The sequence below is a fragment of the Pseudomonas sp. FG1 genome (assembly GCF_034313875.1).
Classification (GTDB): domain Bacteria; phylum Pseudomonadota; class Gammaproteobacteria; order Pseudomonadales; family Pseudomonadaceae; genus Aquipseudomonas; species Aquipseudomonas veronii.
The window spans coordinates 907,703-933,960 of the sequence record NZ_JAVIWP010000001.1; the positions used below are offsets into that span (position 1 = coordinate 907,703).

The 26,258-nt window shown below is 61.7% G+C and carries 24 protein-coding genes; 8 read left to right on the forward strand and 16 right to left on the reverse strand.

Annotated elements, in window-relative coordinates; all coding sequences use genetic code 11:
- Positions 1–306 precede the first annotated feature (306 nt).
- From RGV59_RS04315 to RGV59_RS04325, 3 genes are all read right to left on the reverse strand, one after another.
- Entirely contained in the window at positions 307–1,731 is a 1,425-nt protein-coding gene (locus RGV59_RS04315) for an IS1182 family transposase (protein ID WP_221768640.1), read from the reverse strand.
- Positions 1,732–1,834: 103 nt separating this feature from the next.
- Positions 1,835–2,164 (reverse strand): thioredoxin TrxA, encoded by a 330-nt coding sequence (gene trxA, locus RGV59_RS04320; protein WP_017845131.1) that lies wholly within the window; start codon positions 2,162–2,164, stop codon positions 1,835–1,837.
- Positions 2,165–2,285: 121 nt separating this feature from the next.
- Positions 2,286–2,981 carry a FadR/GntR family transcriptional regulator gene (locus RGV59_RS04325; protein ID WP_017845132.1) on the reverse strand — a complete coding sequence of 232 codons (696 nt, stop codon included), beginning with the start codon at positions 2,979–2,981 and terminating at the stop codon, positions 2,286–2,288.
- A 255-nt stretch (positions 2,982–3,236) separates the two neighbouring features.
- On the opposite strand from RGV59_RS04325, the gene RGV59_RS04330 reads away from it, so the two are divergent.
- The 4 genes from RGV59_RS04330 to RGV59_RS04345 are packed head-to-tail and all read left to right on the forward strand — an operon-like array spanning position 3,237 to position 6,083.
- Positions 3,237–4,022, forward strand: a complete 786-nt coding sequence (locus RGV59_RS04330) for a transporter substrate-binding domain-containing protein (RefSeq protein WP_046381688.1) — start codon at positions 3,237–3,239, stop codon at positions 4,020–4,022.
- A gap of 21 nt (positions 4,023–4,043) precedes the next feature.
- Positions 4,044–4,712 carry an amino acid ABC transporter permease gene (locus RGV59_RS04335; protein ID WP_017845134.1) on the forward strand — a complete coding sequence of 223 codons (669 nt, stop codon included), beginning with the start codon at positions 4,044–4,046 and terminating at the stop codon, positions 4,710–4,712.
- Positions 4,709–5,359, forward strand: coding sequence for an amino acid ABC transporter permease (locus RGV59_RS04340; RefSeq protein ID WP_017845135.1), 651 nt, complete (start codon positions 4,709–4,711; stop codon positions 5,357–5,359). Before RGV59_RS04335 ends, RGV59_RS04340 begins: the two co-directional genes overlap by 4 nt.
- Entirely contained in the window at positions 5,346–6,083 is a 738-nt protein-coding gene (locus tag RGV59_RS04345; protein WP_017845136.1) for an amino acid ABC transporter ATP-binding protein, read from the forward strand. The genes RGV59_RS04340 and RGV59_RS04345 overlap by 14 nt, the downstream gene beginning before the upstream one ends.
- Here the strand turns inward: RGV59_RS04345 and RGV59_RS04350 are convergent.
- From RGV59_RS04350 to RGV59_RS04365, 4 genes are all read right to left on the reverse strand, one after another.
- Complete coding sequence (locus RGV59_RS04350) at positions 6,055–6,603, reverse strand: hypothetical protein (RefSeq protein ID WP_126585172.1); 549 nt, start codon at positions 6,601–6,603, stop codon at positions 6,055–6,057. The genes RGV59_RS04345 and RGV59_RS04350 overlap by 29 nt on opposite strands.
- Entirely contained in the window at positions 6,593–9,094 is a 2,502-nt protein-coding gene (locus tag RGV59_RS04355) for a fimbria/pilus outer membrane usher protein (RefSeq protein WP_185833554.1), read from the reverse strand. The genes RGV59_RS04350 and RGV59_RS04355 overlap by 11 nt, the downstream gene beginning before the upstream one ends.
- A gap of 7 nt (positions 9,095–9,101) precedes the next feature.
- Positions 9,102–9,818, reverse strand: a complete 717-nt coding sequence (locus RGV59_RS04360; protein WP_206614658.1) for a fimbria/pilus chaperone family protein — start codon at positions 9,816–9,818, stop codon at positions 9,102–9,104.
- Positions 9,819–9,924: 106 nt separating this feature from the next.
- Positions 9,925–10,584, reverse strand: a complete 660-nt coding sequence (locus tag RGV59_RS04365) for a DUF1120 domain-containing protein (RefSeq protein WP_017845140.1) — start codon at positions 10,582–10,584, stop codon at positions 9,925–9,927.
- 481 nt (positions 10,585–11,065) lie between these two features.
- Between RGV59_RS04365 and ppx the strand changes: the two genes are divergently transcribed.
- Positions 11,066–12,568 (forward strand): exopolyphosphatase, encoded by a 1,503-nt coding sequence (gene ppx / locus RGV59_RS04370; protein ID WP_017845141.1) that lies wholly within the window; start codon positions 11,066–11,068, stop codon positions 12,566–12,568.
- A gap of 128 nt (positions 12,569–12,696) precedes the next feature.
- On the opposite strand, the gene ppk1 is transcribed toward ppx, so the two are convergent.
- Both ppk1 and hemB read right to left on the reverse strand, forming a co-directional pair.
- Positions 12,697–14,922 carry a polyphosphate kinase 1 gene (gene ppk1, locus RGV59_RS04375; protein ID WP_017845142.1) on the reverse strand — a complete coding sequence of 742 codons (2,226 nt, stop codon included), beginning with the start codon at positions 14,920–14,922 and terminating at the stop codon, positions 12,697–12,699.
- 18 nt (positions 14,923–14,940) lie between these two features.
- Positions 14,941–15,954 carry a porphobilinogen synthase gene (gene hemB / locus RGV59_RS04380; protein ID WP_057003998.1) on the reverse strand — a complete coding sequence of 338 codons (1,014 nt, stop codon included), beginning with the start codon at positions 15,952–15,954 and terminating at the stop codon, positions 14,941–14,943.
- 207 nt (positions 15,955–16,161) lie between these two features.
- On the opposite strand from hemB, the gene RGV59_RS04385 reads away from it, so the two are divergent.
- Complete coding sequence (locus RGV59_RS04385; RefSeq protein ID WP_046488873.1) at positions 16,162–16,809, forward strand: DedA family protein; 648 nt, start codon at positions 16,162–16,164, stop codon at positions 16,807–16,809.
- On the opposite strand, the gene RGV59_RS04390 is transcribed toward RGV59_RS04385, so the two are convergent.
- Positions 16,790–18,025 (reverse strand): sterol desaturase family protein, encoded by a 1,236-nt coding sequence (locus RGV59_RS04390; RefSeq protein ID WP_126585173.1) that lies wholly within the window; start codon positions 18,023–18,025, stop codon positions 16,790–16,792. The genes RGV59_RS04385 and RGV59_RS04390 overlap by 20 nt on opposite strands.
- 115 nt (positions 18,026–18,140) lie before the next feature.
- On the opposite strand from RGV59_RS04390, the gene elbB reads away from it, so the two are divergent.
- Positions 18,141–18,806 (forward strand): isoprenoid biosynthesis glyoxalase ElbB, encoded by a 666-nt coding sequence (gene elbB / locus RGV59_RS04395; RefSeq protein WP_126585174.1) that lies wholly within the window; start codon positions 18,141–18,143, stop codon positions 18,804–18,806.
- Here the strand turns inward: elbB and RGV59_RS04400 are convergent.
- From RGV59_RS04400 to RGV59_RS04420, 5 genes are all read right to left on the reverse strand, one after another.
- The gene (locus RGV59_RS04400; RefSeq protein WP_126585175.1) at positions 18,803–19,258 is read right to left on the reverse strand and encodes a YaiI/YqxD family protein; all 456 of its coding nucleotides are present in this window, start codon (positions 19,256–19,258) and stop codon (positions 18,803–18,805) included. The genes elbB and RGV59_RS04400 overlap by 4 nt on opposite strands.
- A gap of 2 nt (positions 19,259–19,260) precedes the next feature.
- Positions 19,261–21,156 (reverse strand): FTR1 family protein, encoded by a 1,896-nt coding sequence (locus RGV59_RS04405; protein WP_126585176.1) that lies wholly within the window; start codon positions 21,154–21,156, stop codon positions 19,261–19,263.
- A 294-nt stretch (positions 21,157–21,450) separates the two neighbouring features.
- Positions 21,451–22,083 carry a LysE family transporter gene (locus tag RGV59_RS04410; RefSeq protein ID WP_026139801.1) on the reverse strand — a complete coding sequence of 211 codons (633 nt, stop codon included), beginning with the start codon at positions 22,081–22,083 and terminating at the stop codon, positions 21,451–21,453.
- Positions 22,084–22,171: 88 nt separating this feature from the next.
- A complete protein-coding gene (locus RGV59_RS04415; protein ID WP_017845150.1) occupies positions 22,172–22,744 on the reverse strand; it encodes a mechanosensitive ion channel family protein in 573 nt (190 codons plus the stop codon).
- Entirely contained in the window at positions 22,744–24,654 is a 1,911-nt protein-coding gene (locus RGV59_RS04420; RefSeq protein ID WP_126585177.1) for an ATP-binding cassette domain-containing protein, read from the reverse strand. Before RGV59_RS04420 ends, RGV59_RS04415 begins: the two co-directional genes overlap by 1 nt.
- A 50-nt stretch (positions 24,655–24,704) precedes the next feature.
- On the opposite strand from RGV59_RS04420, the gene RGV59_RS04425 reads away from it, so the two are divergent.
- Positions 24,705–25,169, forward strand: a complete 465-nt coding sequence (locus RGV59_RS04425) for a TIGR02444 family protein (protein ID WP_104904263.1) — start codon at positions 24,705–24,707, stop codon at positions 25,167–25,169.
- Here the strand turns inward: RGV59_RS04425 and RGV59_RS04430 are convergent.
- A complete protein-coding gene (locus RGV59_RS04430; RefSeq protein WP_126585178.1) occupies positions 25,166–26,233 on the reverse strand; it encodes an AlgP family protein in 1,068 nt (355 codons plus the stop codon). The two genes, RGV59_RS04425 and RGV59_RS04430, sit on opposite strands and share 4 nt — an antisense overlap.
- Positions 26,234–26,258 lie beyond the last annotated feature (25 nt).

Below are 26,258 nucleotides of genomic sequence, written 5' to 3' on the forward strand. Positions count from 1 at the left end.
GGAATGACGTAATCATTTATGGAGGGGGGAAATTAAGCTTTTGGCTTAATGAGGCCGCGCCGCAGAGAAGGCGACAGGATCGCGTACTAATCGAAAAGGAATGCGTCGGCGACGGCTTGCAGGGGGCAGTGGAGAAACCAGTGCGGGGCCGAATGTACCACCTGAGTTTCGGAGCGTCTAGCCCTGTTTCACGAAAAAGCCCCGCAATTTCAGGCTGTGTGAAAACGCACCCTGCACCGGCTAAAAACAAATGCCCCGACTTGTCGGGGCATTTGTTTTTGCAGACTTGAAGAAAAAAAGGGCCTTTCAGCCCATCAACTCCATCAATTTAGGCACTCCCAACACATTGATGGTCCTTTTCAGGTTGTAGGCCTGTATCGCAAGTGCCATTTCTGTCCGTGTACCTTTTAGCTGGCGCAGCAAAAACCTAGCGTTGCCGAAGGCCCATTGCTTCAAGTTGCCAAATGGGTGTTCGACGATCGATCGTCGATTGATCATCATGTCGGGATTCGCCTTCATGCGCTGTTCCATTCGTTCAAACGCTGACTCATGGGCATGGCGCGTGACGTAACGGCGTTCAGCCTTGGTACACCGGCTTTTCAGTGCGCAAGTGCCGCAATCACTGATTGATGCGTGATAAACCCGGTCTCCCTTGTTAAGTGCTTTAAGCGTGAGCGTCTTGCCATTAGGGCATTCATAGCTGTCACTCTCTTCGCTGTAATTGAAGAGCGTGCGGTCAAAAAATTGCTCTTCGCCACCTTTGGTGTTGATCGCCCGGTTGGGCGGGACAAAGGGTGTGATACCAGCGTCTTCACACGCCTGAAATTGCGCGCCGTTGGAGTAGCCTGCATCAGCGGTGACGTTGAGCTTGGCTTGTTCCAGCACCGCTTGAGTCGCCTGGGCCATCGGTTCAAGCAGGCGATTGTCGGCACCTTCCTGAGTCACTTCGTGGTGAACAATCAGACAGTGTTTCGCATCCACCGCGCTCTGAACGTTGTAGGCAATACGCGAGCCTGAAGGTGTCCGCATTTTTTGCGCATCGGCCTCACCCACCACGTGCTGAACCAGACCTTGAGCTTGCATCAGCGCTTGGCAGGTCTGGTTATTAGCCTTTTTTACGCGCAACGTCTCAAGCGCAGTCTGTACTGCTGAGCGATCAATCGCTTGCTCTTGCTCACCGCGATCAGCCTCGTCAAGTTGCGCCAGGTAGTGGGCAATACGCTTGTCCAGAACCGCTTCGCGCCGCTGGAGCTTCTTGGGTGTGATGTGCTTTCGATTCGAGGCCACTGCCTGGAACTTGCTGCCATCAATGGCTATCAGGTCGCCGCCAATGAGGCCGGCCCCGCGGCAAAAACTAACAAATGCACGGCACGTGGCAACGAAGGCTGCGCTGTTGTCCCGTCGAAAATCGGCAATGGTTTTAAAGTCAGGTGCCAAGCGACCCAGCAGCCACATAACCTCGACGTTGCGTTGACATTCAGCTTCCAGCCGACGCGAGGAACGAACCTGTTGGAAATAGCCGTAAAGGTAGAGTTTGAGCAGATCAGCCGGGTGGTATGAAGGGCGGCCGGTAGCCTTGGGGACGGCTTTGTCAAAACCCAGCTGCTCAAGGTCGAGCAGAGAAATATAGGCTTCGATTACCCGAACCAAATGATCCTCGGGAATGAGTTCGTCCAGCGAGACTGGAAATAGGGTTCCCTGAGAGCGGTCTTCACCTTGGATATAGCACATAAGAAAAATGCCCGTATCTTGCGATACGGGCATTTTCTTAAACCGAGCGGCAAATTGCTAGGTTTTCACACAGCCTGAATTTGCGGGGCTTTTTTGACGGCGCTTAGATGTTCACGTCGATGAATGCAGCCAGTTGGGACTTCGACAGCGCGCCCACTTTGGTCGCTGCGACTTCGCCGTCCTTGAACAGCATCAGGGTCGGAATACCACGCACGCCATGCTTGGCCGGGGTTTCCTGGTTTTCGTCGATGTTCAGCTTGGCAATGGTCAATTTGCCGTTGTACTCGGTTGCAATGTCGTCCAGAACCGGAGCGATCATTTTGCAAGGGCCACACCATTCAGCCCAGTAGTCAACCAGCACCGGGCCAGCAGCCTTGAGTACTTCGGCCTCAAAGGTCGCGTCGGTGACGTGCTTGATAAGATCGTTGCTCATGGATGTCTCCGGATTGTAAGCAAAAAAAACGTGACCCATCATAGCTGCCCTTCCCTCGTTCAGGAAGCCGCCTCTGATTGACTCTTGCTATGGTGGCGCATGAGTTTGGGTATCGCCTCGCTCACGGCGCTACGGGAGTCACGAAAGCAATCCCGGTGCGCAACGCCGCATTACGTACATGTTCCTGCATGGTTTTCTGCGCCGCCGCGCTCGCGCGCCGGGCCAGGGCGCGCAAGACTCTGCGGTGCTCCTGCCAGGTTTCCATGGCCCGCTCCGGCCGGATGAACGGTAGCTTCTGACTCTCCAGGAACACCTCGGCGCTGGCACTCAGGATGCTGACCATCGCCTGATTGCCGCTGGCGAGGAGGATGCGCTGGTGGAATTCGAAGTCCAGCCGCGCGGCCGCTTCGAAGTCGCCGGCCTTGAGCACCTTGCGCATGGCTTCGACATTCTCTTCCAGGCTATCCAGTTCATCAATGGTCAGCGTGACGGCCGCCAACCCTGCCGCAAACCCTTCCAGGGCATAGCGCAACTGGAAGATATCCAGCGGCGTCGCCTGGGCCGCGAAGGGCCACGCAAACCCCGGTGGCTCCTGTGCCTCTTGCACGAACACGCCTTTGCCCGGCTGCACGCTGACCACCCCCAAGGCACTCAGGGACGACAACGCTTCGCGCAATGACGCCCGGCTCACGCCCAACTGCAGCGCCAGGTCGCGCTGGGACGGCAGTGCGTCGCCCGGCCCGAAGCCTTGCTCCTTGATCAGTTTGCGGATGGCCTGCAAGGCCGCTTCCGGTACCGCTTGGGCGATGGAATTCATAAAAAACTCAAGGTTCCAGACAACTGAGCGGCTAGTTGTAAAGCTATTCGTGCCCGGCGGCAAGCCACGCCCCAAAGGGGCTCGCGCGCTTTGGGCGGCGCTCGAAAAAGGTGCGAAAGCCGCGCTCACTGTTCAGACCAGTAAGACCACCGAAGCTCAACAAATCCCGACCTTGCAGACGAACCGAGCCGGGATGGCATGGGCTGTGCACTGGGCAAAAACAGAATGCCCCTTCGCCCTTCTCGGAGAGTTCCCATGACCAAGCGCTACAGCGCCCTGCTCACCGCCCTGTTTGCCAGCCTGATGCTGAGCCAGGCACCCGCCCAGGCCAACGGTCTGGACGATATCGTTGCCCGCGGCACCTTGAAGGTCGCCGTGCCCCAGGACTTCCCGCCGTTCGGCTCGGTCGGCCCCGACATGAAACCACGCGGCCTGGACATCGACACCGCCAAGCTGCTGGCCGACCAGCTCAAGGTCAAACTGGAGCTGACCCCGGTCAACAGCACCAACCGCATCCCGTTCCTCACGACCGGCAAGGTCGACCTGGTGATTTCCAGCCTGGGCAAGAACCCCGAGCGAGAAAAGGTCATCGACTTCTCCAAGGCCTACGCGCCGTTCTACCTGGCCGTGTTCGGCCCGCCTGACGCCGCCATCAGCAGCACCGACGACCTCAAGGGCAAGACCATCAGCGTGACCCGCGGCGCCATCGAAGACATCGAGCTGACGGCCGTCGCGCCCAAGGAAGCCACGATCAAGCGCTTCGAAGACAACAATTCGACCATCGCCGCCTACCTGGCCGGCCAGGTCGACCTGATCGCCAGCGGCAACGTGGTGATGGTTGCGATCAGCGAGCGCAGCCCGAAACGCGTACCGGCGCTGAAAGTGAAGCTCAAGGATTCGCCGGTGTACGTGGGCGTGAACAAGAACGAGCCGGCGCTGCTGGAGAAGGTCAACCAGATCCTGGTGGCGGCCAAGGCTGACGGCAGCCTGGAAAAGAATGCGATGCAGTGGCTGAAAGAACCTCTGCCTGCTGATCTCTGAAGCCCGCGACGGAGCTGATTCATGGCCTATCAATTCGACTTTGTGCCGGTGCTGGCCAATACCGACCTGCTGTTGCGCGGCGCCCTGTTCACCCTTGAACTGACGGCGATCGGCGCAATCCTGGGGGTGGCCCTGGGCACCGTCGGCGCAGTGGTGCGGGCGTGGAAAATCCAGCCGTTCGCCTGGTTCTTCGGGGTGTATGTCGAGTTGATCCGCAACACGCCATTTCTGGTGCAGTTGTTTTTCATCTTCTTCGGCCTGCCCTCCCTGGGGCTGAAAATCACCGAGTGGCAAGCGGCGGTATTGGCGATGGTGATCAACCTGGGCGCCTATTCCACCGAGATCATCCGCGCCGGCATCCAGGCGATCCCCGGTGGTCAGTTGGAGGCTGCTGCCGCCCTGGCGATGACGCGCTTCGAGGCGTTCCGCCATGTGGTGCTGCTGCCGGCACTGGGCAAGGTGTGGCCGGCCCTGAGCAGCCAGATCATCATTGTGATGCTCGGCTCGGCGGTGTGTTCGCAGATCGCCACCGAAGAGCTGAGTTTTGCCGCCAACTTCATCCAGTCGCGCAACTTCCGCGCCTTTGAGACCTATGCCCTGACCACCCTGGTGTACCTGTGCATGGCGTTGATGATTCGCCAGTTGCTCAACTGGATCGGCCGCCGGTTTGTGATGAGGAACAGCCGATGAGTGATTTTTCCTTCTGGGACATCGTGCGCAACCTGCTCATCGGCCTGCAATGGACACTGTTGCTGTCGCTGGTGGCGTTTGTGGGCGGTGGCCTGATCGGCCTGCTGGTGATGACGATGCGTATCAGCCGCAAAGCCTTCCCGCGCAATGTCGCCCGCACCTATATCGAACTGTTCCAGGGCACGCCGCTGTTGATGCAGCTGTTCCTGGTGTTTTTCGGCGTCGCCCTGCTAGGGGTGGATATCTCGCCCTGGCTGGCGGCGGCGATTGCCTTGACCTTGTTTACCAGCGCCTACCTCGCCGAGATCTGGCGCGGCTGCGTCGACTCCATCGCCCACGGGCAGTGGGAAGCCTCGGCCAGCCTGGCCCTGAGCCCGCTGGAACAGCTGCGCTACGTGATCCTGCCCCAGGCCCTGCGGATTGCCGTGGCGCCTACCGTGGGGTTCTCGGTGCAAGTGGTCAAAGGCACCGCGGTGACCTCGATCATCGGCTTCACCGAACTGACCAAGACCGGCGGCATGCTCGCCAACGCCACGTTCGAGCCCTTTATGGTCTACGGCCTGGTGGCCCTCGGTTACTTCCTGCTCTGCTACCCCTTGTCCCTCAGTGCGCGCTACCTGGAAAGGAGACTGCATGCCTCTGCTTAGAATTTCCGCCCTGCATAAGTATTACGGCGATCACCATGTGCTCAAGGGCATCGACTTGACCGTTGAAGAAGGCCAGGTCGTCGCGATCATCGGCCGCAGCGGCTCGGGCAAGTCGACCTTGCTGCGCACCCTCAATGGCCTGGAGTCGATCAACGACGGCGTGATCGAAGTCGACGGCGAATACCTCGACGCCGCCCGCGCCGACCTGCGCAGCCTGCGGCAGAAAGTCGGCATGGTGTTCCAGCAGTTCAACCTGTTCCCGCACCTGACGGTGGGCGAAAACGTCATGCTCGCGCCGCAGGTGGTGCAGAAAGTGCCCAAGGCCAAGGCCGCCCAGTTGGCGCGGCAGATGCTGGAGCGGGTCGGCCTGGGCGAGAAGTTCGACGCCTTCCCTGATCGCCTGTCCGGTGGCCAGCAACAACGCGTCGCGATAGCTCGCGCCCTGGCCATGTCGCCCAAAGTACTGCTGTGCGACGAGATCACCTCGGCGCTGGACCCGGAACTGGTCAATGAAGTGCTTAGCGTGGTGCGCCAACTGGCCAAGGACGGCATGACCCTGATCATGGTGACCCACGAAATGCGTTTCGCCCGCGAAGTCGGGGACAAACTGGTGTTCATGCACCAGGGCAAGGTGCATGAAGTGGGCCCGCCCCAGGCGCTGTTCGCCAACCCCCGCACCCCCGAACTGGCCAACTTCATCGGCTCGGTGGGGCAGCCGGGCTGACCAGCTCGAAGGTGCCCTGCCCCTCCAGCCGCGTTTCATCACGGACCTGCAGGGCATCGGAAGGCAGGTCGATATCGACATCGACCTGGGCCGTCAGGCGCTGGCCGACCAGCGCTTGACCTGCTGCGCGTGCCACCAGGACCTGGCCCGGCAACAACGCCCCGCTGACGGTTTCACCGGGCAGGTGCGCCACCCCCCACTCGACGGTGCGCCCATCGACCTGGGCATGCTTGAGACTCAGGCGCATACGCCCCTGGCGGTCAAACCGGAAACCTTGCCCGTCCGCCGCACCGATGAAGCGCAACGCTATCATCGAAGGCTGCGTACACACGACGTTCAGGTGCAGCGTGCGGGTGCCGATGGCCACGGAGGTGCTTTGGACGACGGCCTCCCTGCGAATGACGCCATAGTCGAGGCGCGGCTGGCTCACGGACAACCGGCAGTTTTCAGCGCGCACGCCCTGGGCCATCAACAGCGCGCAGAACAGGACGACGCCCGCGCTTCTCCACTTAGCGGCCATGGCACACCGCCGTCGTGGTCTCATAGAACTTGTCATGGTCAGGCTGGGTTCCGGGGTCAAGGCTCAGTTGGCAGGTGGAAGAGTCCGGCAACGAAACCCGCAGGCTTTGCGACTCATTGACGTCATTCAGGAAAATCATGCCCTCGCCCACCACGCTGGTGAGGAAGCGGCCATCCTGGCCGAACACCGACGCGCCCTGCGGCAACGGCTGACCGTGCTGATCGCTGGCGGTGAGCAACACGCGGCGCACTGTCACCACATCGAACGCGACGGTATTGAAGGACCCGCGACCGGCGGCGAGCACCTGGGTGCCGTTCTTCAGGTCAATCCGCCTGGGCAACGACTGCGTCTGCACTTCGACGCGGCTGTTGGCATACGCCGGCAAGCCGGCAATCACGGCCTGCCCGGTGAAGTCGGTCCACACCGGCCCCTGGGGGGTTTCGACTTTCGCGGAGCCGATATCCCCCACGGAGACGATGCCGAACGTGTCCTGCACGGGATAGGGCGAGAAGGTCAGGCCGTTTTCGTGCGCGACGATGCCGCCTTGCAGTTGCCCCGTATAACCGGTGCCCTGGGCATCTCGGCTGACGCCCAGGCCGACGCGGGTGTAGCGCGGCAGCAGGTCCACATGGCCGCGAACCGCTTGTTCGCGGGCGCTGAGGTCGCGCTCGACACCCACCTCGTAATTCACATAGTCATTGACCCGCTCGCTGAGTGCCGTACCGGCGCGGGACTGGTTACCACGCCGACTGACGTAGCTGTTCACACGACGATCGCCGCCCAGCGGCACGCTGATCTGCAACCGTACCGACAGATCATTGTCCACCGTGCTATCGCGCCGGCCGGCGGCAACGCTGGCGTCACCCCGCGGCCGCGTGCCGCCCACCTGCGAGTCGGCGATCAAAGCAACATCGACGTGACTGAACGACTTGTTCCACGAAGCAAACACATGTTCGGCCGTTTGCCGGTCAAATTGCGCACTGCGCGAATAACCCAGGGAGAACACGCCCAGGGTTGGATCGGCCCAGCTCATGCCCGCCGTGTACTGGTTCTTGAAGCGCGAACCCAACTCGTCGGCCTTGAACGAGCGGCCCGCTTCAAGCACCTCGCGATACCCCCGGGTCTGGGTGGTGGCGCTGAAGTTGACGTCTATATTGGCGTAGACCGGGCTGCTCACGGACACGCTGCTACGCGAACCCGACACCGCGTTACGGCCGTCCCGGGACACATTGTGGCGAGCGCCAACCGCAACCCGCTGGAAAAATACGCTGCTCAGGGTGCCGCCTGCCGACCAGTATTCATCGGTGCTCAATAAGCCAAACCCCGCCGACGATTCACGCCCCAGGCCCCAGGTGCCGCTGCCCATGGCGACCACCGGCGACGGCGCCTGCGCGTCGATGTTTTCGCGCACCTTGCCGAGCGAAAAATAATAGCCGGGCGCCGCCGGGGCCGCCCCCGCGAACGAAGCCGCCGGCACCACGAAACTGCGCTTGGCGCCGCGTACATCGATCACGCTGACTTCGAGGTCGCTGGTGCCATTGAGCAAAGGCAACCCGGTCAGCCGGAAGGGGCCTTCGGGCACCAGCGTGCTATGGATCAGCACGCCGGACTGGCGCACTTCAATCCGCGACTGACTCTGGGCCAGCCCCTCGACCACCGCATTATTGCCGCCCGCCGGCATCCGCGACTGGCCATCGGGGGAAAACTGCACACCGGACAACTGGATGCCGCCAAACAGCGGATTGTTGCTGGAGAGCTGGCCCACCTGGAACGTCGATCGCAGCACGGCCAGATCCCGCTGGGCGAAGGCATACAGGTGCTCGGTGCGCGCGTCGCCATTGTCGGACACATAGAATTGGCGGCTGCGGACAATCCAGTCGCCCAGGTTGAAGCCCGCTTCGGTGTAGGCCGACACGAACCGGCTGGACTCACTGCGCGAACGGTTGTCGAAACCCAGCACGTCATAGTTGAACATCGCCGCTGCGCCACCCTGGGCAAAGTCCCCGGCCTCCCACTGGGGTTCACGCAATGACTGGGTCGGCACCACCAGTGCCACCTCATCGATGCCGGGCCGGAGCCGAACCATCGTCGTCGGGAAGGCGCCCAGGAAGTCATGGCAGGCCTGGTCCGGTGAGGCGCCTTTGCGGACAACGGCGCGGGGCTGCACCAACCCGGCTTTCTCGAGCAAGCCCGGGGTGAAACACAATTGCCCCTGTGCGTCGAACCGCGCATCGACTGACCCGAGCGGGTTCCCGTTGACCCGCAGCCCCACCACCTGGACGCCTTCGCGAAAACGCGCCGCACTGCGGAAGTAGTCGGAGACCTTCGGGTCAATACCGTGGGTGGTCAGTGCCGCGAGGTCGAAACCCTCGCCCAACTCGAGCGCCGGAGCCAGGCCGGGCAAGCTCCACAGGGTCGCAAACCCGATGAGCAGCGTGGGGCGGCGAGACCGGATGGAAACCGCAGGCGTATTACTCGACAGGTTTTTCATAAGCCGCTCAACCCCCATCGGTACTGATCGGGGCGCGGTAACTGTCCACCGAAAACCCATAGACCGTGGCGGGCTGGATCTCGACTTCGGCCAAGCCGTCCAATGTTCCGTCAACCTTCGCCGTCAACGCCTCCCCCGGCAAAATGTAAGCACGCGGCAACGTCGCCAGAACCCGTTGGGGTAGCAACTGCACCTCCGGCGCCAGGCGCACCACATAAGCACTGTCGTTGTGAACAGCGAGCCTCTCTCCAGCCCGCCGCCACTTCAGCAGCTCCCAGGGCGTGTGATGTTGAGGCAAGCCTTTGGGGTGCAGGATCAGCGGCAGATTCTGCCGAAGGGTGATACCGATGGTCGCACCCCCTGCGGCACGCGCCTGCGGGATACCCTCGAAGGACACACGCTTCAAGCGCTGGGTCTTCAGCGGTGCTTCCAAGGTGCTGATGAAACGCACCAACTGGGTTTCACCGGGTTCCACACGCGCAATAGGCGGCGTGACAATCAATAGGGGCTCTACGTCTTCGGGCACGTTCAGTACGACTGAATGAAGCAGCGCCGGCCCCGAATCGGTGTTCTTGATATTTATCGTGGCCTCGCCCTGTTCCTCATAAAGAACCACAACCGAGGTTTCCGGCAACATTCCGTCCGCCAATACCATGCCGGTAAAACACAGACACACACTTGCACACAACAACAGCAGATTATTTATTACTGAAAGACTACGCACTCAGTGTTCCCCGCAGACCATGAAGTTGGCAATTGATAGCCAAGCACCCACATGAAAACAGCCGATCAGAACGCGTGCGTTCTTTGATCGGCTGTATTTCAGCCGCTTAGAGGTAAACCAAAGTAAGCGTTGCGCGACCATCAAGAGTAACGTCGCGAGCCAGGTTCAAGTCTTGGCCTTTGTTGATCACGGCCCGTACTGCGATAGTCCCAGTCAGTTGAGAGAGTTCGGCCGGAATGAGCGAAGTGCCACTGCGCCACGAAGATTGGTTAGGCGATTTCGCGACTTTGCCATCACTGCTCTGCCAGGCCGCGCCTTCGCCGACACGTGTAAGAGCCGTCAGCGTTTTGCCCGGCGACCTGAGGTCCCTGAGCGTAACCGCATAGCCACCGGTATTTTTGCCAGCGACCGAACCCAAGCCGAAGTTATGCACCTCGGTATAGCCTGCGCCAAGGGCACTGAGGATGCCCGTTACCCTGCTGCCGGCCTGCAGGTCGGTGAATGTCAGCCCGAACGGAGCGCTGCCGGTGCCGCAATTGACGGACAGGGGCGTGGTCATTTCCCGAAGCGGGTTGAACGCCGTCTGGGAGAGTTGGCCCGAAGGAATATCGCCGTAATTGATAATGCCGCCGCCAGTCATGCTGAGGTTGCAGGCAGCGGGTTTAATCGTGCCCCTGACGACCAGTTCGGCACTGGTGGATGCGTTAGCACTGATGGCCGCAGCCAGGCAAGCGAGACCGAGAGTCAATCCAACAATTTTTTTCATATTCGACCTGTCACTGAAAGTTATCAGGCGTTCTTTATTTATCTCTCGGCAAGTCCAGCGCCAAACGGCTTATTTCTCCGGACCTGCACGACTATAAATAAATAACACCCAGGCAATATTGCCGGGTGACAGTCTGTCGCTTTGGCACTTCATTAAAGAATCAGATAACACATCAGTTAGTGTGGGAGCCGTAAAAACAAAGAGTCGCCTTTACCCGACCGCGAGGTAGTCCTAAACAAAAAAACCAATGGAACATCAACAAGCACTCTGTAGGGAAAATCATAAAAAGCTTTACAACAACAACTAGTTAAAAACTCCTACAAAACTAAAACCTCATTCAGTGGATATTTAGAAACCCACCCTACATTTCCCACAAGAATTCCTCGCAGACACCCTTAGGAAAATTACCGGAGCGCTACGCGTTGGCTCCAGCGGTCGATCGTGGCACGATGGTCAGGTTATCGACCGAGACCCTCTAACCATGCCGCAATCCCAAGCCAAGAATCTGTCCCTGATCGCCGCCATCGACCTGGGCTCCAACAGCTTTCATATGGTCGTGGCCAAGGCCCAGAACGGCGAAATCCGCATCCTTGAGCGGCTAGGCGAAAAAGTCCAACTGGCTGCCGGAATCGACGACGCGCGCCAGCTCAATGAAGAATCCATGCAGCGCGGGCTCGATTGCCTCAAGCGGTTTGCCCAGCTGATCAACGGCATGCCCCCGGGTGCTGTGCGAATCGTCGGCACCAACGCGTTGCGCGAAGCCCGTAACCGGGGCGAATTCATCCGCCGCGCCGAGGAGATCCTCGGGCACCCGGTAGAAGTCATCTCCGGACGCGAAGAAGCGCGCCTGATCTACCTCGGCGTGTCCCACACCCTGGCCGACACCCCCGGCAAGCGCCTGGTGGCGGACATCGGCGGCGGCAGTACCGAATTCATCATCGGCCAGCGCTTCGAGCCGCTGCTGCGCGAAAGCCTGCAGATGGGCTGCGTCAGCTATACCCAGCGTTATTTCAAGGACGGCAAGATCACCCCGGCGCGTTATGCCCAGGCCTACACGGCGGCGCGGCTGGAGATCATGAGCATCGAGCACGCCCTGCATCGCCTGTCGTGGGATGAAGCGATCGGCTCGTCCGGCACCATCCGCGCCATCGGCCTGGCCTTGAAAGCCGGCGGCCATGGCACCGGCGAGGTCAACGCCGAAGGCCTGGCGTGGCTCAAGCGCAAGCTGTTCAAGCTGGGAGATGCCGAAAAAATCGACTTCGATGGCATCAAGCCCGACCGCCGCACGATTTTCCCGGCGGGCCTGGCGATTCTCGAAGCGATCTTCGACGCCCTCGAACTGCAACGCATGGACCACTGCGACGGCGCCCTGCGCGAAGGCGTGCTTTACGACCTGCTCGGCCGTCATCACCATGAGGACGTGCGTGAGCGCACCCTCAGCTCGTTGATGGAGCGCTATCACGCCGATCTGGAACAAGCGGCCCGCGTGGAACGCAAAGCCCTGCATGCCTTCGACCAGGTGGCCGCGGACTGGGACCTGGAAGACGGTGTATGGCGCGAACTGCTGGGCTGGGCGGCCAAGGTGCATGAAGTGGGCCTGGATATCGCCCACTACCATTACCACAAGCACGGCGCCTACCTGATCGAGCACTCCGACCTGGCTGGTTTCTCCCGGGAAGACCAGCAGATGCTCGCGCTGCTGGTACGCGGCCATCGCCGCAATATCCCCAAGGACAAGTTCGCCGAATTCGGTGACGAAGGCATCAAGCTGATCCGCCTGTGCGTGCTGCTGCGCTTTGCGATCCTGTTCCACCACATCCGTGGCACCCAGGAAATGCCCCAGGTGACCCTGCGCGCCAGCGGCGACAGCCTCGACGTGGTGTTCCCGGAAGGCTGGCTGGAGGAGAACCAACTGACCCAGGCGGACTTCGCCCAGGAAGCGGAGTGGCTGACGCGGGTGGGGTTCAGCCTGAACGTGCGCTAAAGAACACCGAAAATACATGTGGGAGGGGCGGTGCGACGATTCGACCTCCCGATGGCGGTGGGTCAGTCACTTGGTACTTTGACTGAACTGCCGCCATCGGGGGCAAGCCCCCTCCCACATTAGGTCGGTTAATTCACTGCGAGAATCGGGCTACCCAGCCTCTCCAGCAAGGTGGCCTGGGCGCTGCGCGGGTTCTGGTTGCCGGTCGGCGTGTTGCGCACGTAGCGGCCGTCCGACTGCAGGCTCCAGCTGTGGGTGTTATCGGTGAGATAACTTTCCAGCTCTTTCTTGACCCGCATGATCAGCTTCTTGCCTTCCACCGGGAAGCACGTCTCCACGCGCTTGTCGAGGTTGCGCTCCATCCAGTCGGCGCTGGAGAGGTACATCTGCTCCTCCCCGCCGTTGAGGAAGTAGAACACCCGCGTGTGCTCCAGGAAGCGCCCGATGATCGAGCGCACATGGATGTTGTGCGAGACCCCGGCAATGCCCGGCCGCAGGCAGCACATGCCGCGTACTACCAGGTCGATACGCACGCCGGACTGGCTGGCCTTGTACAGCGCGCGGATGATCTTCGGATCGGTCAGCGAGTTGAACTTGGCGATGATGTGCGCCGGTTTGCCGTCGAGCGCGAACTGGGTCTCGCGGGCGATCATGTCGAGCATGCCCTTCTTCAGGGTGAACGGCGCATGCAGCAGCTTCTTCATGCGCAACGTCTTACCCATGCCGATCAACTGGCTGAACAACTTGCCGACGTCTTCACACAAGGCGTCGTCGGAGGTCAGCAGGCTGTAGTCGGTGTAGAGCTTGGCGTTACCGGCGTGATAGTTGCCGGTGCCCAAGTGCGCGTAACGCACGATCTCACCGGCTTCGCGGCGCAGGATCAGCATCATCTTGGCGTGGGTCTTGAACCCGACCACACCGTAGATCACCACCGCGCCGGCCGCTTGCAGGCGGCTGGCCAGTTGCAGGTTGGACTCTTCGTCGAAGCGCGCGCGCAGTTCGATCACCGCGGTGACTTCCTTGCCGTTACGCGCAGCGTCCACCAGGGCGTCGACGATCTCCGAGTTGGCACCGCTGCGGTACAGGGTCTGGCGCACGGCGAGTACGTGCGGGTCCTTGGCGGCCTGGCGCAACAGGTCGACCACCGGGGTGAAGGACTCGAACGGGTGCAGCAACAGAATGTCCTGCTTGCTGATCACGCTGAAAATGTTTTCGCTGTTTTGCAGCAGTTTCGGGATCTGCGGCGTGAACGGCGTGTATTGCAGCTCCGGGTGGCTGTCCAGGCCGGTGATGCTGAACAGACGCGTCAAGTTGACCGGGCCGTTGACCTGGTACAGCTCGCTCTCGCCGAGGTTGAACTGCTTGAGCAGGTAGTCCGACAGATGTTTCGGGCAGGTGTCGGCCACTTCCAGACGCACCGCATCGCCGTAGCGCCGCGAGAACAGCTCGCCGCGCAGGGCGCGGGCCAAGTCTTCGACGTCTTCGGAGTCCAGCGCCAGGTCGGCGTTACGGGTCAGGCGGAACTGGTAGCAGCCCTTGACCTTCATGCCCTGGAACAGGTCATCGGCGTGCGCGTGGATCATCGACGACAGGAATACATAGTTATCGCCAGCGCCCCCCACCTCTTCCGGTACCTTGATGATCCGTGGCAGCAGACGCGGTGCCGGGATGATCGCCAGGCCGGAGTCGCGACCGAAGGCGTCGATACCTTCAAGCTCAACGATGAAGTTCAGGCTCTTGTTGACCAGCAACGGGAACGGGTGAGTCGGGTCGAGACCGATCGGCGTGATGATCGGCGCGATCTCGTCGCGGAAGTAGCGACGCACCCAGGTCTTGATCTTGGTGGTCCAGTGACGGCGACGGATGAAGCGGACCTGATGTTTTTCCAGTTCCGGCAGCAGGATGTCGTTGAGGATTGCGTATTGGCGATCCACATGCCCGTGTACCAGCTCGCTGATGCGCGCCAGGGCTTGATGCGGTTGCAGGCCATCGGCGCCGGCCTGTTCACGGGCGAAGGTGATCTGCTTCTTGAGGCCGGCGACGCGGATCTCGAAGAACTCGTCCAGGTTGCTGGAGAAAATCAGCAGGAATTTCAGGCGTTCCAGCAACGGATAGGACTCATCCAGCGCCTGTTCCAGCACGCGGATGTTGAATTGCAGTTGTGACAACTCACGGTGGATGTACAGGCTGCTGTCATCCAGGTTGGTCACCACGGCAGGCGCTGGCGCCGGGGCCGGCGCTTCGGCGACCACCACCGGCGGCGCAGGCTCCGGCACCGGCGGGGTCTCGGCGACGGATTCGACCACCGGGTGGGCGTCTTTTACGGCAACTTCTGAGAGTCCTTCGGTATTCATCGAGTGTTCCTGTGAGGGCTATTGTTGCTCTCTAAGCAATTGGGCAGCGCGGGCGGCGAAGTAGGTCAGAATGCCATCAGCGCCAGCACGTTTAAAGGCTGTCAGGGATTCGAGGATCACCCCTTCACTCAACCAACCATTCTGGATCGCGGCCATGTGCATGGCGTATTCACCGCTGACCTGATAGACAAAGGTCGGCACCTTGAATTCCTCTTTGACCCGATAAAGGATGTCCAGGTAAGGCATCCCGGGCTTGACCATCACCATGTCGGCGCCTTCGGCCAGGTCGGCGGCCACTTCGTGCAGGGCTTCATGGCTGTTGGCCGGGTCCATCTGGTACGAGGCTTTGTTGGCCTTGCCCAGGTTCAGGGCCGAGCCCACCGCATCGCGGAACGGACCATAGTAGGCACTGGCGTATTTGGCCGAGTAGGCCATGATCCGCACATTGACGTGGCCGGCCAGCTCCAGGGCTTCGCGGATCGCCTGGATGCGGCCGTCCATCATGTCCGACGGCGCGACCACCTGGGCCCCGGCGGCGGCATGAGACAAGGCTTGCTTGACCAGCGCGTCGACGGTGATGTCGTTCTGCACGTAGCCGTCTTCATCCAGGATGCCATCCTGCCCGTGGGTGGTGAACGGGTCCAGGGCCACATCGGTGATCACCCCCAATTCCGGGAAGCGCTCACGCAACGCACGGGTGGCGCGCTGGGCGATCCCTTGCGGGTTCCAGGCTTCGGCGGCATCGAGGGACTTGAGTTCAGCAGGCGTGACAGGGAACAGCGCCAGCGCCGGAATCCCCAACTCGACCCAGTTCGCCGCCTCTTCCAGCAGCAGATCAATGGTCAAGCGCTCGACACCCGGCATCGACGCCACGGCTTCCCGACGGTTTTCCCCGTCCAGCACAAAGACCGGCAGGATCAGATCGTTCGTGGTCAGTACGTTTTCACGGACCAGACGGCGAGAAAAATCATCACGACGGTTGCGACGCAGACGGGTCGCGGGAAACAGGCGATTGGCAGGGGTAAAGCTCACGACAGACTCCTGAGCCCGCGTTTACGGGCGAGTGTTGCAGTTATAAGCGGCCATTATGACGAAGGTATGACAGTTGTGCTTAACGATGCGACCTGTAGTCGCATTCGGCGTTTCTGTAGGAATTGTTCACTTCGTGACACATCTCGATACTTTCACGAATGATCGCGAAGGCGTAGGCTGCGCGTTCATTTCGCCAGCACCCAGACCATGCTTCAACAATTTCTGCATGACTTCGGCTACTTTGCCCTCTTCCTCGGGACGTTCTTCGAAGGCGAGACCATACTCGTTCTCGCAGGCTTCCTGGCGTTCCGTGGGTACATGGATATCAACCTGGTGGTGGTCGTTGCTTTTTTTGGCAGCTACGCCGGCGACCAGCTTTGGTATTACATGGGGCGCAAGCACGGCCGCAAACTGTTGGCACGTAAACCGCGCTGGCAATTGATGGGCGACAAAGCCCTGGAACATATCCGCAAGCACCCGGATATCTGGGTGTTGAGCTTCCGCTTTGTCTACGGATTGCGCACGGTGATGCCCGTGGCGATTGGCCTGTCCGGCTATCCGCCCTTGCGCTACCTGTTACTCAACGGCATTGGCGCGGCGGTCTGGGCGGCGGCACTCGGTGCGGCGGCGTACCATTTCGGCGCGGTGCTGGAAGGCATGCTGGGCAGCATCAAGAAGTACGAGCTGTGGGTGCTGGGTGCGTTGTTACTGCTGGGCCTGGTTCTCTGGCTGCGGCGGCGGTTCAAGAACGCGCGCATCGCCCGTCAAGCCTGTGTCGACGCCAAGGCCCGACTGGCGGCCGCACAACTGAGTGAGACCAGCCCGACCGAGCCGCCTAAGACGCCAGTCGAGTAAGCCGGCCTCGGCAGCAGTAGAGGCCAATCAGGCTCAGCAAGCTGTAGCTCAACAGACCCGGCCAGCCCAGGTGGCTGGCCGGCCAAAGCCCGACCAGCGGCGCCAGCCATACCAGCGGCACATTCAGGCCCAGGCGCACCAGTTCCGCCTTCAACGCCCACGGGCGGTTCTCCAGGGCGACGCCCAGGCTGAACAGGCCCAACGCCATTGCACTCCAGCCCAGCACCAATGCCGCCGTGGGCAGCCCTTCGCCGATGTTCATCAGATAACTGCCAAACCCCACATACACCGCGAATTGCAGGGCGACGTACACCTGTTGCCGCGTATCCAGCGGCACCTCGAATTTGCGGAACTGGCTCAAGTCCGGCTTGGTCAACGGGTAGTTGGCCTTCACGTCGGCCGGCCGCCAGCCGGTACGCATGAACCAGATGCGCAGCTTGTCCCAACGGCTTTGCGTGCGCCGCGCGTCACTCCACAACTGCGCATAGAACTGCAGGTTGGCCCACAGCGGGTTCCAACTGGCCAAGGGGGTGGTGACGCCAAAGATCACCGGCTCGTTTTCGTCTTCTTCCTGAAACGAGCCAAACAGCCGGTCCCAAATAATGAACACCCCGCCGTAGTTGCGATCCATGTAGAGAGCGTTCTGTGCATGGTGGGCCCGATGATTGGACGGGGTGACGAAGAACCACTCGAACCAGCCGAGCTTGGGCACATGGCGGGTGTGGACCCAGAATTGATACAGCAGGTTGAGCGAGGCGACGCTGATGAACACCACCAGCGGCACGCCGAGCACGGCCAGAGGCAGATAGAAGATCCAGCTCAGCAGAAAGCCGGTGCTGGTCTGGCGCAAGGCGGTGGTGAGGTTGTAGTCCTCGCTCTGGTGATGCACCGAATGCGCGGCCCACAGGATATTGCGCTCGTGACCGCAGCGATGCAGCCAGTAATAGCAGAAGTCGTAGAACACAAAGGCGAACACCCAGGTCCAGACGCTCTCGGCCGACAGCTCGATCAGCGCCAGGTGCTTGAGGGCGAATGCGTAGGTCAGCAATCCCACGCCCTTGGTCAGCAGCCCGGTGGTGGTGGACAGCACGCCAGTGCTGAGGCTGTTGATGGCATCCGCCACCCGATAATTGCGCGCGCCGCGCCAACGGTCGACGAACAGTTCAACCACGATCAAGGCGATGAAAAACGGTACCGCGTAAGGCACGAAGTCCATGGGCTAGTCCGGTCTGTTTTTATTGCATCAAGATTAGGGGCTGCGGCGGGAGTTCCCATTGGCAACAGATGACAAATTAGTAGACATTTAACGCCATGAATCAGGAGAAATGCCCATGAGCAAAAAGATTGCAGTGATCCTTTCCGGCTGTGGCGTGTACGACGGCGCAGAAATCCATGAAAGCGTGATCACCCTGCTGCGCCTGGATCAGCGCGGCGCTCAGGTCCAATGCTTTGCACCCGACATCGCGCAGTTGCACGTGATCAACCACCTCACGGGCGAAGAAATGCCCGAGTCGCGCAATGTGCTGGTGGAGTCCGCCCGCATTGCCCGGGGCGACGTGAAAGACATTCGTGAAGCCAACGCCGAGGATTTCGACGCGCTGATCGTGCCTGGCGGGTTTGGCGCGGCGAAGAACCTGTCGAACTTTGCCAGCGCAGGCGCCGGTTGCAGCCTCAACCCGCAGGTATTGGCGCTGGCCGAAGCCTTTGTCGAAGCGGGCAAGCCGCTGGGACTGATCTGCATCTCGCCGGCCCTGGCCGCGAAGATCTATGGCCCGGGAGTGACCTGCACCATCGGCAACGATGCCGACACCGCCGCCGTGCTGGACAAGATGGGCGCCCACCACCAGGCATGCGCGGTGGACGATATCGTCGAAGACACCGCGCGCAAGCTGGTCAGCACTCCCGCCTATATGCTCGGCAAGAACATCAGCGAAGTTGCGTCAGGCATCAACAAGCTGGTGGATCGGGTGCTGGAGCTGACCCACGAAAACGACTAACCGGCCCGCATCAAGCGTGTGAGCAGGCGGTCGAGTGCGTTGGCGAACGCTTGCTTGTCCTTTTCCCCATGGGGCGGTGGACCACCGCCCATCTGGCCTTGCTCGCGCAGATCGGTGAACAGGTTACGCACCGCCAGCCGCTCACTCATGTTCTGCGGGCTGAATTCCTTGCCGCGCGGGTCGAGGGCCGTCACGCCGTTCTTCACCAGGCGGTCAGCCAGGGGCACGTCGCTGCAGATCACCAGTTCACCGGGCACCGCGTGCTCCACCAGGTAGTCATCCGCCGCGTCCGGGCCGCTGGGCACCACGATCAGCTTAACGCAGGCGAAGGCCGGCTTGATCTGGCTCTGCCCGGCCATCAGCACCACCTCGAACTGACGCTTGAGGGCGAACTTCACCACCTGGTCCTTGGCCGCGCGCGGGCAGGCATCGGCGTCGATCCACACGCGCATGCTTATGCCGCCAGCCGGCGCTTGTCGGCGATCCGACTGCGGCCATACATCACCATAATCGCCAGGATCGCCACCACCTGCGCACTCAGCGAGTAGGCATCGGCGTGGATACCCAGCCAGTCGAAGTCAAAGAACGCCACCGGCCGCGTGCCGAAGATACCGGCTTCCTGCAACGCCTTCACGCCGTGCCCGGCGAATACCACCGACAACGCACACAGCAGCGCCGCGTTGATCCCGAAAAACAGCGCCAATGGCAGCTTCGCCGAACCGCGCAGGATCACCCACGCCAGACCCATCAACAGCACCAGCGCCGTGGCGCCGCCCGCCAGCACGGCGTTGTGCCCGGCCGGGCCGGCTTGCAACCACAGGGTTTCGTAGAACAGGATCACTTCGAACAGCTCGCGGTACACCGAGAAGAACGCCAGCAGCGCGAAGCCGAAACGGCCACCGCCGCCCACCAGGCTGCTCTTGATGTAGTCCTGCCAGGCCGCTGCGTGGCGCCGGTCATGCATCCACACGCCGAGCCACAGCACCATCACACTGGCAAACAACGCCGTGCAACCTTCGAGCAATTCGCGCTGGGCGCCGCTCACATCAATCACATAGGCCGCCAATGCCCAGGTGGCCAAGCCGGCCAACAAGGCCAGGCCCCAGCCGACGTGGACGCCGCGCACCGCCGATTCCTGGCCGGTGTTGCGCAGGAAGGCGAGGACCGCCGCCAGCACCAGGATCGCTTCCAGACCTTCGCGCAGCAGGATCAGCAAGCCTGAGATAAAGCTCAACGACCAGCTCAGGCCATCGCCGCCCAACAAGCCGGCAGATTCGGTGAGCTTGCCCTTGGCGGCGTCCAGGCGCTGCTGCACCTGTTCGAGCGGCAAGCCGTCCTGCAACGACTGCCGATAGGCCATCAGGGCCTTCTCGGTGTCTTTGCGCACGTTGGCGTTGACGTTGTCCAGGGAGCTTTCCACCAGCTCGAACCCTTCCAGATACGCCGCTACCGACAAGTCGTAGGCTTGCTCATGGTCACCGTTGCGGAACGCCGCAAGGCTCTTGTCGAGGGTGGCGGCAGTGTAGTCGAGCAACTGCGCCGGGCCGCGCTTGACCTGCGGCGGCTGGGCACGCTGGGCGCGGAACGTCGCAGCAGCGGCCGGGCCGTTGGCGGCCAGCACTTCATTGGGGGTCTGGCGGGCCAGGTCGGCGAGGTTGAACGGTTGCGCGCTTTTCGCGGCAGCCGGGTCGGCCGTGAAGCCGGCGATGTAGGTGGCCAGGTCCCAGCGCTGACGTTCGTCCAGTTGGTCGGCGAAGGACGGCATGTCCGTGCCTTCGACGCCCAGGCCCAGCGTGTTGTAGATCGCATAGAGGCTCAGGCGGTCCAGGCGCTCCGCGTTCTGCAGGTTCGCCGGCGGCGGCGTCATGCCGACACCCGCCGGGCCATCACCGGCGCCGGCCGTGCCGTGGCAGACCGAGCAGTGCTGGGCATACAGTGGTGCGCCGCGAGTCGGGTCGGGCGTAATCGCCGGGGCCTGGCTGACTTCATACGCCGCCGCCAGCTTGGCGCCCAACTGTCGGGCCTGGTGCGCCACGCTGGCGCCTTCCTGACGAGCGGTCACGGCCGCGACCAATTCATCGACCCCTTTGACCAATTCCGCGCGCTCGGGCTTGGACGGCAGCTCAGCCACCAGGCCCTGCAATACCCCCAGAAATTCCACCTGCTCACGGTATTCCGATTCATCGACGACCTTGCCCGCCGCTACCGTCGGCGGATAGTCCGCGCCGATATAGTCCAGCAAATGCAGGGCTTTCGTGGCGCCCTCGGCAGGCGCGGCCAACAGATTGAAGCTGCACGACATCAACGCCGGCAATAGCAGCCAGGCGAGAAAACGGAAGGGGGCAGTCATGAACGAATCTCAAAGGGAAATACGAAGTAACACATTGTTGAGCTTTATGAGATTTGACTCAAGGTGTAAGTGATTTGTATTTTGAGTAACAGAGCAGATTCAGCTGAAGCAATGACGCCACGCCCGACGATTCTGCGCTGCCCCCAACGCGCACAGGCAACGCAAAACCAATGTGGGAGCGGGCTTGCTCGCGATAGCAGTGGGTCAGCCGACTGACTCGGTGACTGACACTCCACTATCGCGAGCAAGCCCGCTCCCACATTGTCGATCCGGTTTCTTCAGCCCGGTCCGGGTTCAAGCCGTCGCGCGATGCAAGCTGGCGAGGAAGCCCGCAGCCCCCACGAACAACCCGGCAAACGTGCGGTTCATGCGTTTTTGCTGCTTGGGCGTGCGCAACAGGCGCAAGACTTTCGACGCCAGGCCGGTATAGCCCGCCATCACGATCATATCGACGCTGATCATCGTCGCGCCGAGGATCAGGTATTGGATCAGCAGCGGCGCCTGCGGGTTCACGAACTGCGGCAGCACCGCGAGCATGAACACCAACGCCTTGGGGTTGCTGGCGTTGACCAGAAAGCCACGGAACATCATTGCCATCGGCTTGCCGATCGGCCGTACTGCGGCGTCATCGGTCATGTCCATGGGCAGCGCGCGCCATTGCTTGACGGCCAGGTACACCAGGTACGCCACGCCAAACCATTTGATCGCATAGAACGCGGTGGACGACGCCGCCAGAATGGCTCCCAGCCCGCCGGCGACCACGGCGATCTGCATCGCCAGACCGATTTGCAGGCCGATGGCGTTCCAGTAGCCGCGCAGGAAACCGTATTGCAGGCCACTGGACATCGAGGCGATGGCGCCTGCGCCAGGAGAAAGGGAAATGATCCAACTAGCGAGGAAAAAAGCCAGCCATGTGTCGAGTGCCATTGCACACCTCAGCAGCGAGTTTGCGGTTGTGCCTTAAGCTAACGCTGCCGACCGAAGGCTGGCTATAGTTTTTTGCAAGATGTGAACGCTAGCGCTCGCCCGGGAGGACAGCACTGTCGCGCCAGCGGCGCACCGAGCGTTGGAAGAACAGGCTATTGGGCACCTGCACCGTCACGCCGCCGGTCCCCGCCTCTTCCACTTCGATCAGCGTGGTGTAAAGCAGGTTGATCGCCACTACCCGGCCTTTGACGCCGGGCTTGTCGACGGTGTCCACCAGCTCGACCACATCACCGAGGCGGAACGGCCCGACGGTGAAGATCAGGATCGCGCACAACAGGTTGGACAACACCGACCACATGGCGAAAAACGCCACCGCCGCCACCGCGACAAACCCCGACAGCGCGGTCCACAACACCGTGGCGGACACGCCCAGGCGCTCCAGCACGAAGATCAGCGCACTGCCCATGATCAGCCAGCGCAAGCCGCCGCGCAGCGGCATCAACAGCTGCGGCGGGAAGGGGTAGTGCTCGCCGAGGCGGGTCAGGCCTTTGGCGACAAACCGCTGGGTCAGGTAGCCGGCCAGCAGGATCAGCAGGATTTGCACGCCGATCCACACGGGCGCGACCCATTGCGCCGGCAGCGGCAGTTGCAGCGCGTCCATCAGGACAGCGCCTCCAGCTCCGCTTGCAGGCTTTCGAGCAGTTCGAGGGCTTCCATCCAGCTTTCCTCCAACTGCCCTTCACGGACCTTGAGCTTGGCCTGCTCGGCCAGCAGATCGCGCAGTTCATCCTTGCGCGCGGCTTCGTACACGGCACTGTCGCCCAGGCTGGTTTCGATCTTGGCCAGGCGCTCGTGGACCTTGCCCAACTCGGCTTCCAGCTTGTCGGCTTCGCGCTTGTGCGGCGCCAACTGCTGACGCAGGGCGGCGGCGGCCTGGCGCTGGGCCTTCTTGTCGGTTTTGTCCGGGTTGACCGGGGTGTTGCTGGTCGGCGCGTTGCGCAGGCGGTATTCCGTCAGCCAGCGCGCGTAGTCGTCGAGGTCGCCGTCGAACTCTTCGACTTTGCCGTCGGCCACCAGCAGGAAGTTGTCGGTGGTGCTCTTGAGCAAGTGGCGATCGTGAGACACCACCAGTACCGCACCGGTGAACTCCTGCAAGGCCATGGTCAGCGCCAGGCGCATTTCCAGGTCGAGGTGGTTGGTCGGTTCGTCGAGCAGCAACAGGTTCGGCCGGTCCCAAGCGATCAACGCCAGGGCCAGGCGGGCTTTTTCGCCGCCGGAGAAATTCAGCACCGGCTCATCGATGCGCGCGCCACGGAAGTCGAAGCCGCCGAGGAAGTCGCGCAGGGGCTGCTCGCGTTCGGTCGGCGCCAGGCGCTGCAGGTGCAGCAACGGGCTGGCCTTGGCGTCCAGGGAGTCCAACTGATGCTGGGCGAAGTAGCCGACCACCAGGTTCTCGCCACGGGTCAGGCGCCCGGCCAGGGGTTGCAGCTCGCCCGACAGGTTCTTGATCAGCGTCGACTTGCCCGCACCGTTCGGCCCGAGCAGGCCAATGCGAGCGCCCGGCGTGAGTTGCAGCTTGACCTTCTCGAGGATGGTTTTCTCGCCATAGCCCAGGCGGGCATCGGACAGGTCGAGCAACGGGCTGGAGATCTTCACCGACTCGCGGAACACGAAATCGAAAGGCGAATCGACGTGGGCCGCCGACAGTTCTTCCATGCGCTCCAGCGCCTTGATCCGGCTCTGGGCCTGGCGGGCCTTGGTGGCCTGGGCCTTGAACCGGGCGATGTAGCTTTCCATGTGCGCGCGCTGCGCCTGCTGCTTCTCGAACGCCTGCTGTTGCTGGGCCAGGCGTTCGGCGCGGGCGCGTTCGAACGCGGTGTAGCCACCACGGTAGAGGGTGATTTTCTTCTGTTCGACGTGGGCGATGTTGTCGACCACGGCGTCGAGGAAATCCCGGTCGTGGGAAATCAGCAGCAAGGTGCCCTGGTAGCTCTTGAGGAAATCCTCCAGCCACAGGATCGCATCGAGGTCCAAGTGGTTGGTCGGTTCGTCGAGCAGCAACAGGTCCGAGGGGCACATCAGAGCCTGGGCCAGGTTCAGGCGCATGCGCCAGCCGCCGGAGAAGTCGGCGACCGGGCGGTCCATCTGTTCGTTGGTAAAGCCAAGGCCGGCGAGCATCTTGCGCGCACGGGCGTCGGCGGTGTAGCCGTCGGCGCTGTCCAGTTCCGCGTGCAGGCGGGCTTGAGCGGCGCCGTCCTGGGCTTTCTCGGCCGCGGCCAGGTCGTGTTGCACCTGGCGCAGACGCAGGTCGCCATCGAGCACGTAGTCGATCGCGATGCGGTCCAGGGTGTCGATCTCCTGGCGCATATGGGCGATGCGCCAGTCGACCGGCAGTAAGCAGTCCCCGGAGTCCGGGGTCAGCTCACCCAGCAACAGGGCGAACAACGTGGATTTGCCGGCGCCGTTGGCACCGATCAGGCCGGCTTTGTGACCGGCGTGCAGGGTCAGCTCGGCGTCTTCGAGAAGACGTTGCGGGCCACGCTGTAATGTTAGGCTTTGAAGTCGGATCATAATGGCGGCGGAGTCTACCAGCTTCGTTGGCCGCTGGCTTGGGTGTGAATATGTGCGCTGACCTATGGAGCTTTGCCCTCTCGACTTACGCCCGCCCGGGCGTCGAGGCTGCATGCCTGCGTGTGCAGGAACAAGGCGCGGATGTGTGCCTGTTGCTCTGCGGGGCGTGGCTGGAACAGCGGGGCGTGGCGCTGACGCGTGAACGCGCGCTGGCGCTAAGGCATATCGCCGAGCCCTGGCAATCGCAGGTGGTTGAACCGTTGCGACAGGTACGCCGGCAATGGCGGGCCGTGGCGCAGCAGGATGCGCCCTTGGCGGCGTTACGGGAGCGGGTCAAAGCCCTGGAGCTGGACGCGGAACGCGAGTTGCTGGCGCGCCTGGAAACGCTGGCAACGACATGGCTGACAGGCGAGGCGATGGGTCAACGATGGTTGGAAGGCCTGGCGGCTGAGGGAGCCGCCAACCTTGACCACGACGCGCTGCAGCAGCTGCGCGTCGCAGTCACCGGCACTTAGGAAGCGCTGGTTGGAGTGCTGTTGCTTGGCGCGACCGACGCAGGGGTGCTGGTCGATGCGCTTGGCGCTGCAGGGGTAGCAACCGATGCTGCCGGGGTGGCTGGCTTGGCCGGTGCTGGTTTTGCAGCAGCAGCTTTAGCCACTGGCTTGGCCGCTGGTTTCGCGGCAGCCGCTTTAACCACTGGCTTGGCGGCTGGTTTCGCAGCAGCCGCTTTAACCACTGGCTTGGCGGCTGGTTTTGCAGCAGCGGCTTTAACCACTAGCTTGGCAGCTGGTTTTGCAGCAGCAGTTTTGGCAGCTGGCTTGGCAGCCGGTTTTGCAGCAGCGGCTTTAGCAACTGGTTTGGCGGCTGGTTTGGCAGCAGCGGCTTTAGCCACTGGCTTGGCGGCTGGTTTGGCAGCGGCCGTTTTGGCAGCTGGCTTGGCAGCCGGTTTTACAGCAGCGGCTTTAGCGGCTGGCTTGGCGGCTGGTTTGGCAGCAACGGCTTTAGCCACTGGCTTGGCGGCTGGTTTGGCAGCAGCCGTTTTGGCAGCTGGCTTGGCGGCCGGTTTGGCAGCAGCGGTCTTGGCAACTGGCTTGGCAGCTGGTTTTGCAGCAACAGTTTTGGCAGCTGGCTTGGCGGCGGCCTTAGCCGGCGCTTTGGCGGCAACGGCTTTTGCCGGTGTACGAGCGCCCAGCACTTTCGATACAGCTTCCTTCACACGACCAACGCCCTGGGCCAGTTTCAGGCTTTCTTGAGCATCTTTTTTGAGTTGGGAAATGTAGGTGCGGGTTTCGGCTTGGCGATCCTTGAGGGCGTCCAGCATGTCCTCAAGTTCTTTGACTGCGTCTTTGGCTTTGGCTTGAGCCTTGGCTTTGCCGGCAGTGGCGGCGTCTTGCAATTTGGTGCGGGACTTATGCAGTTTTTCTTGCGCTTTACCGCGTTGTTTTTCCAACTTGGCGAGCAGTTTTTCTGCATCAGCCAAGGCTTGGGAACACGCGCTTTCCAAATGCTCGAGCAGACTGCCCGAGAGTTGTTGGAGTAAGTGCAACGGGGTATTTACAGGCTTTTGTTTGGCCGACATGGTTTACCTCCTGGCTGACGTGGGT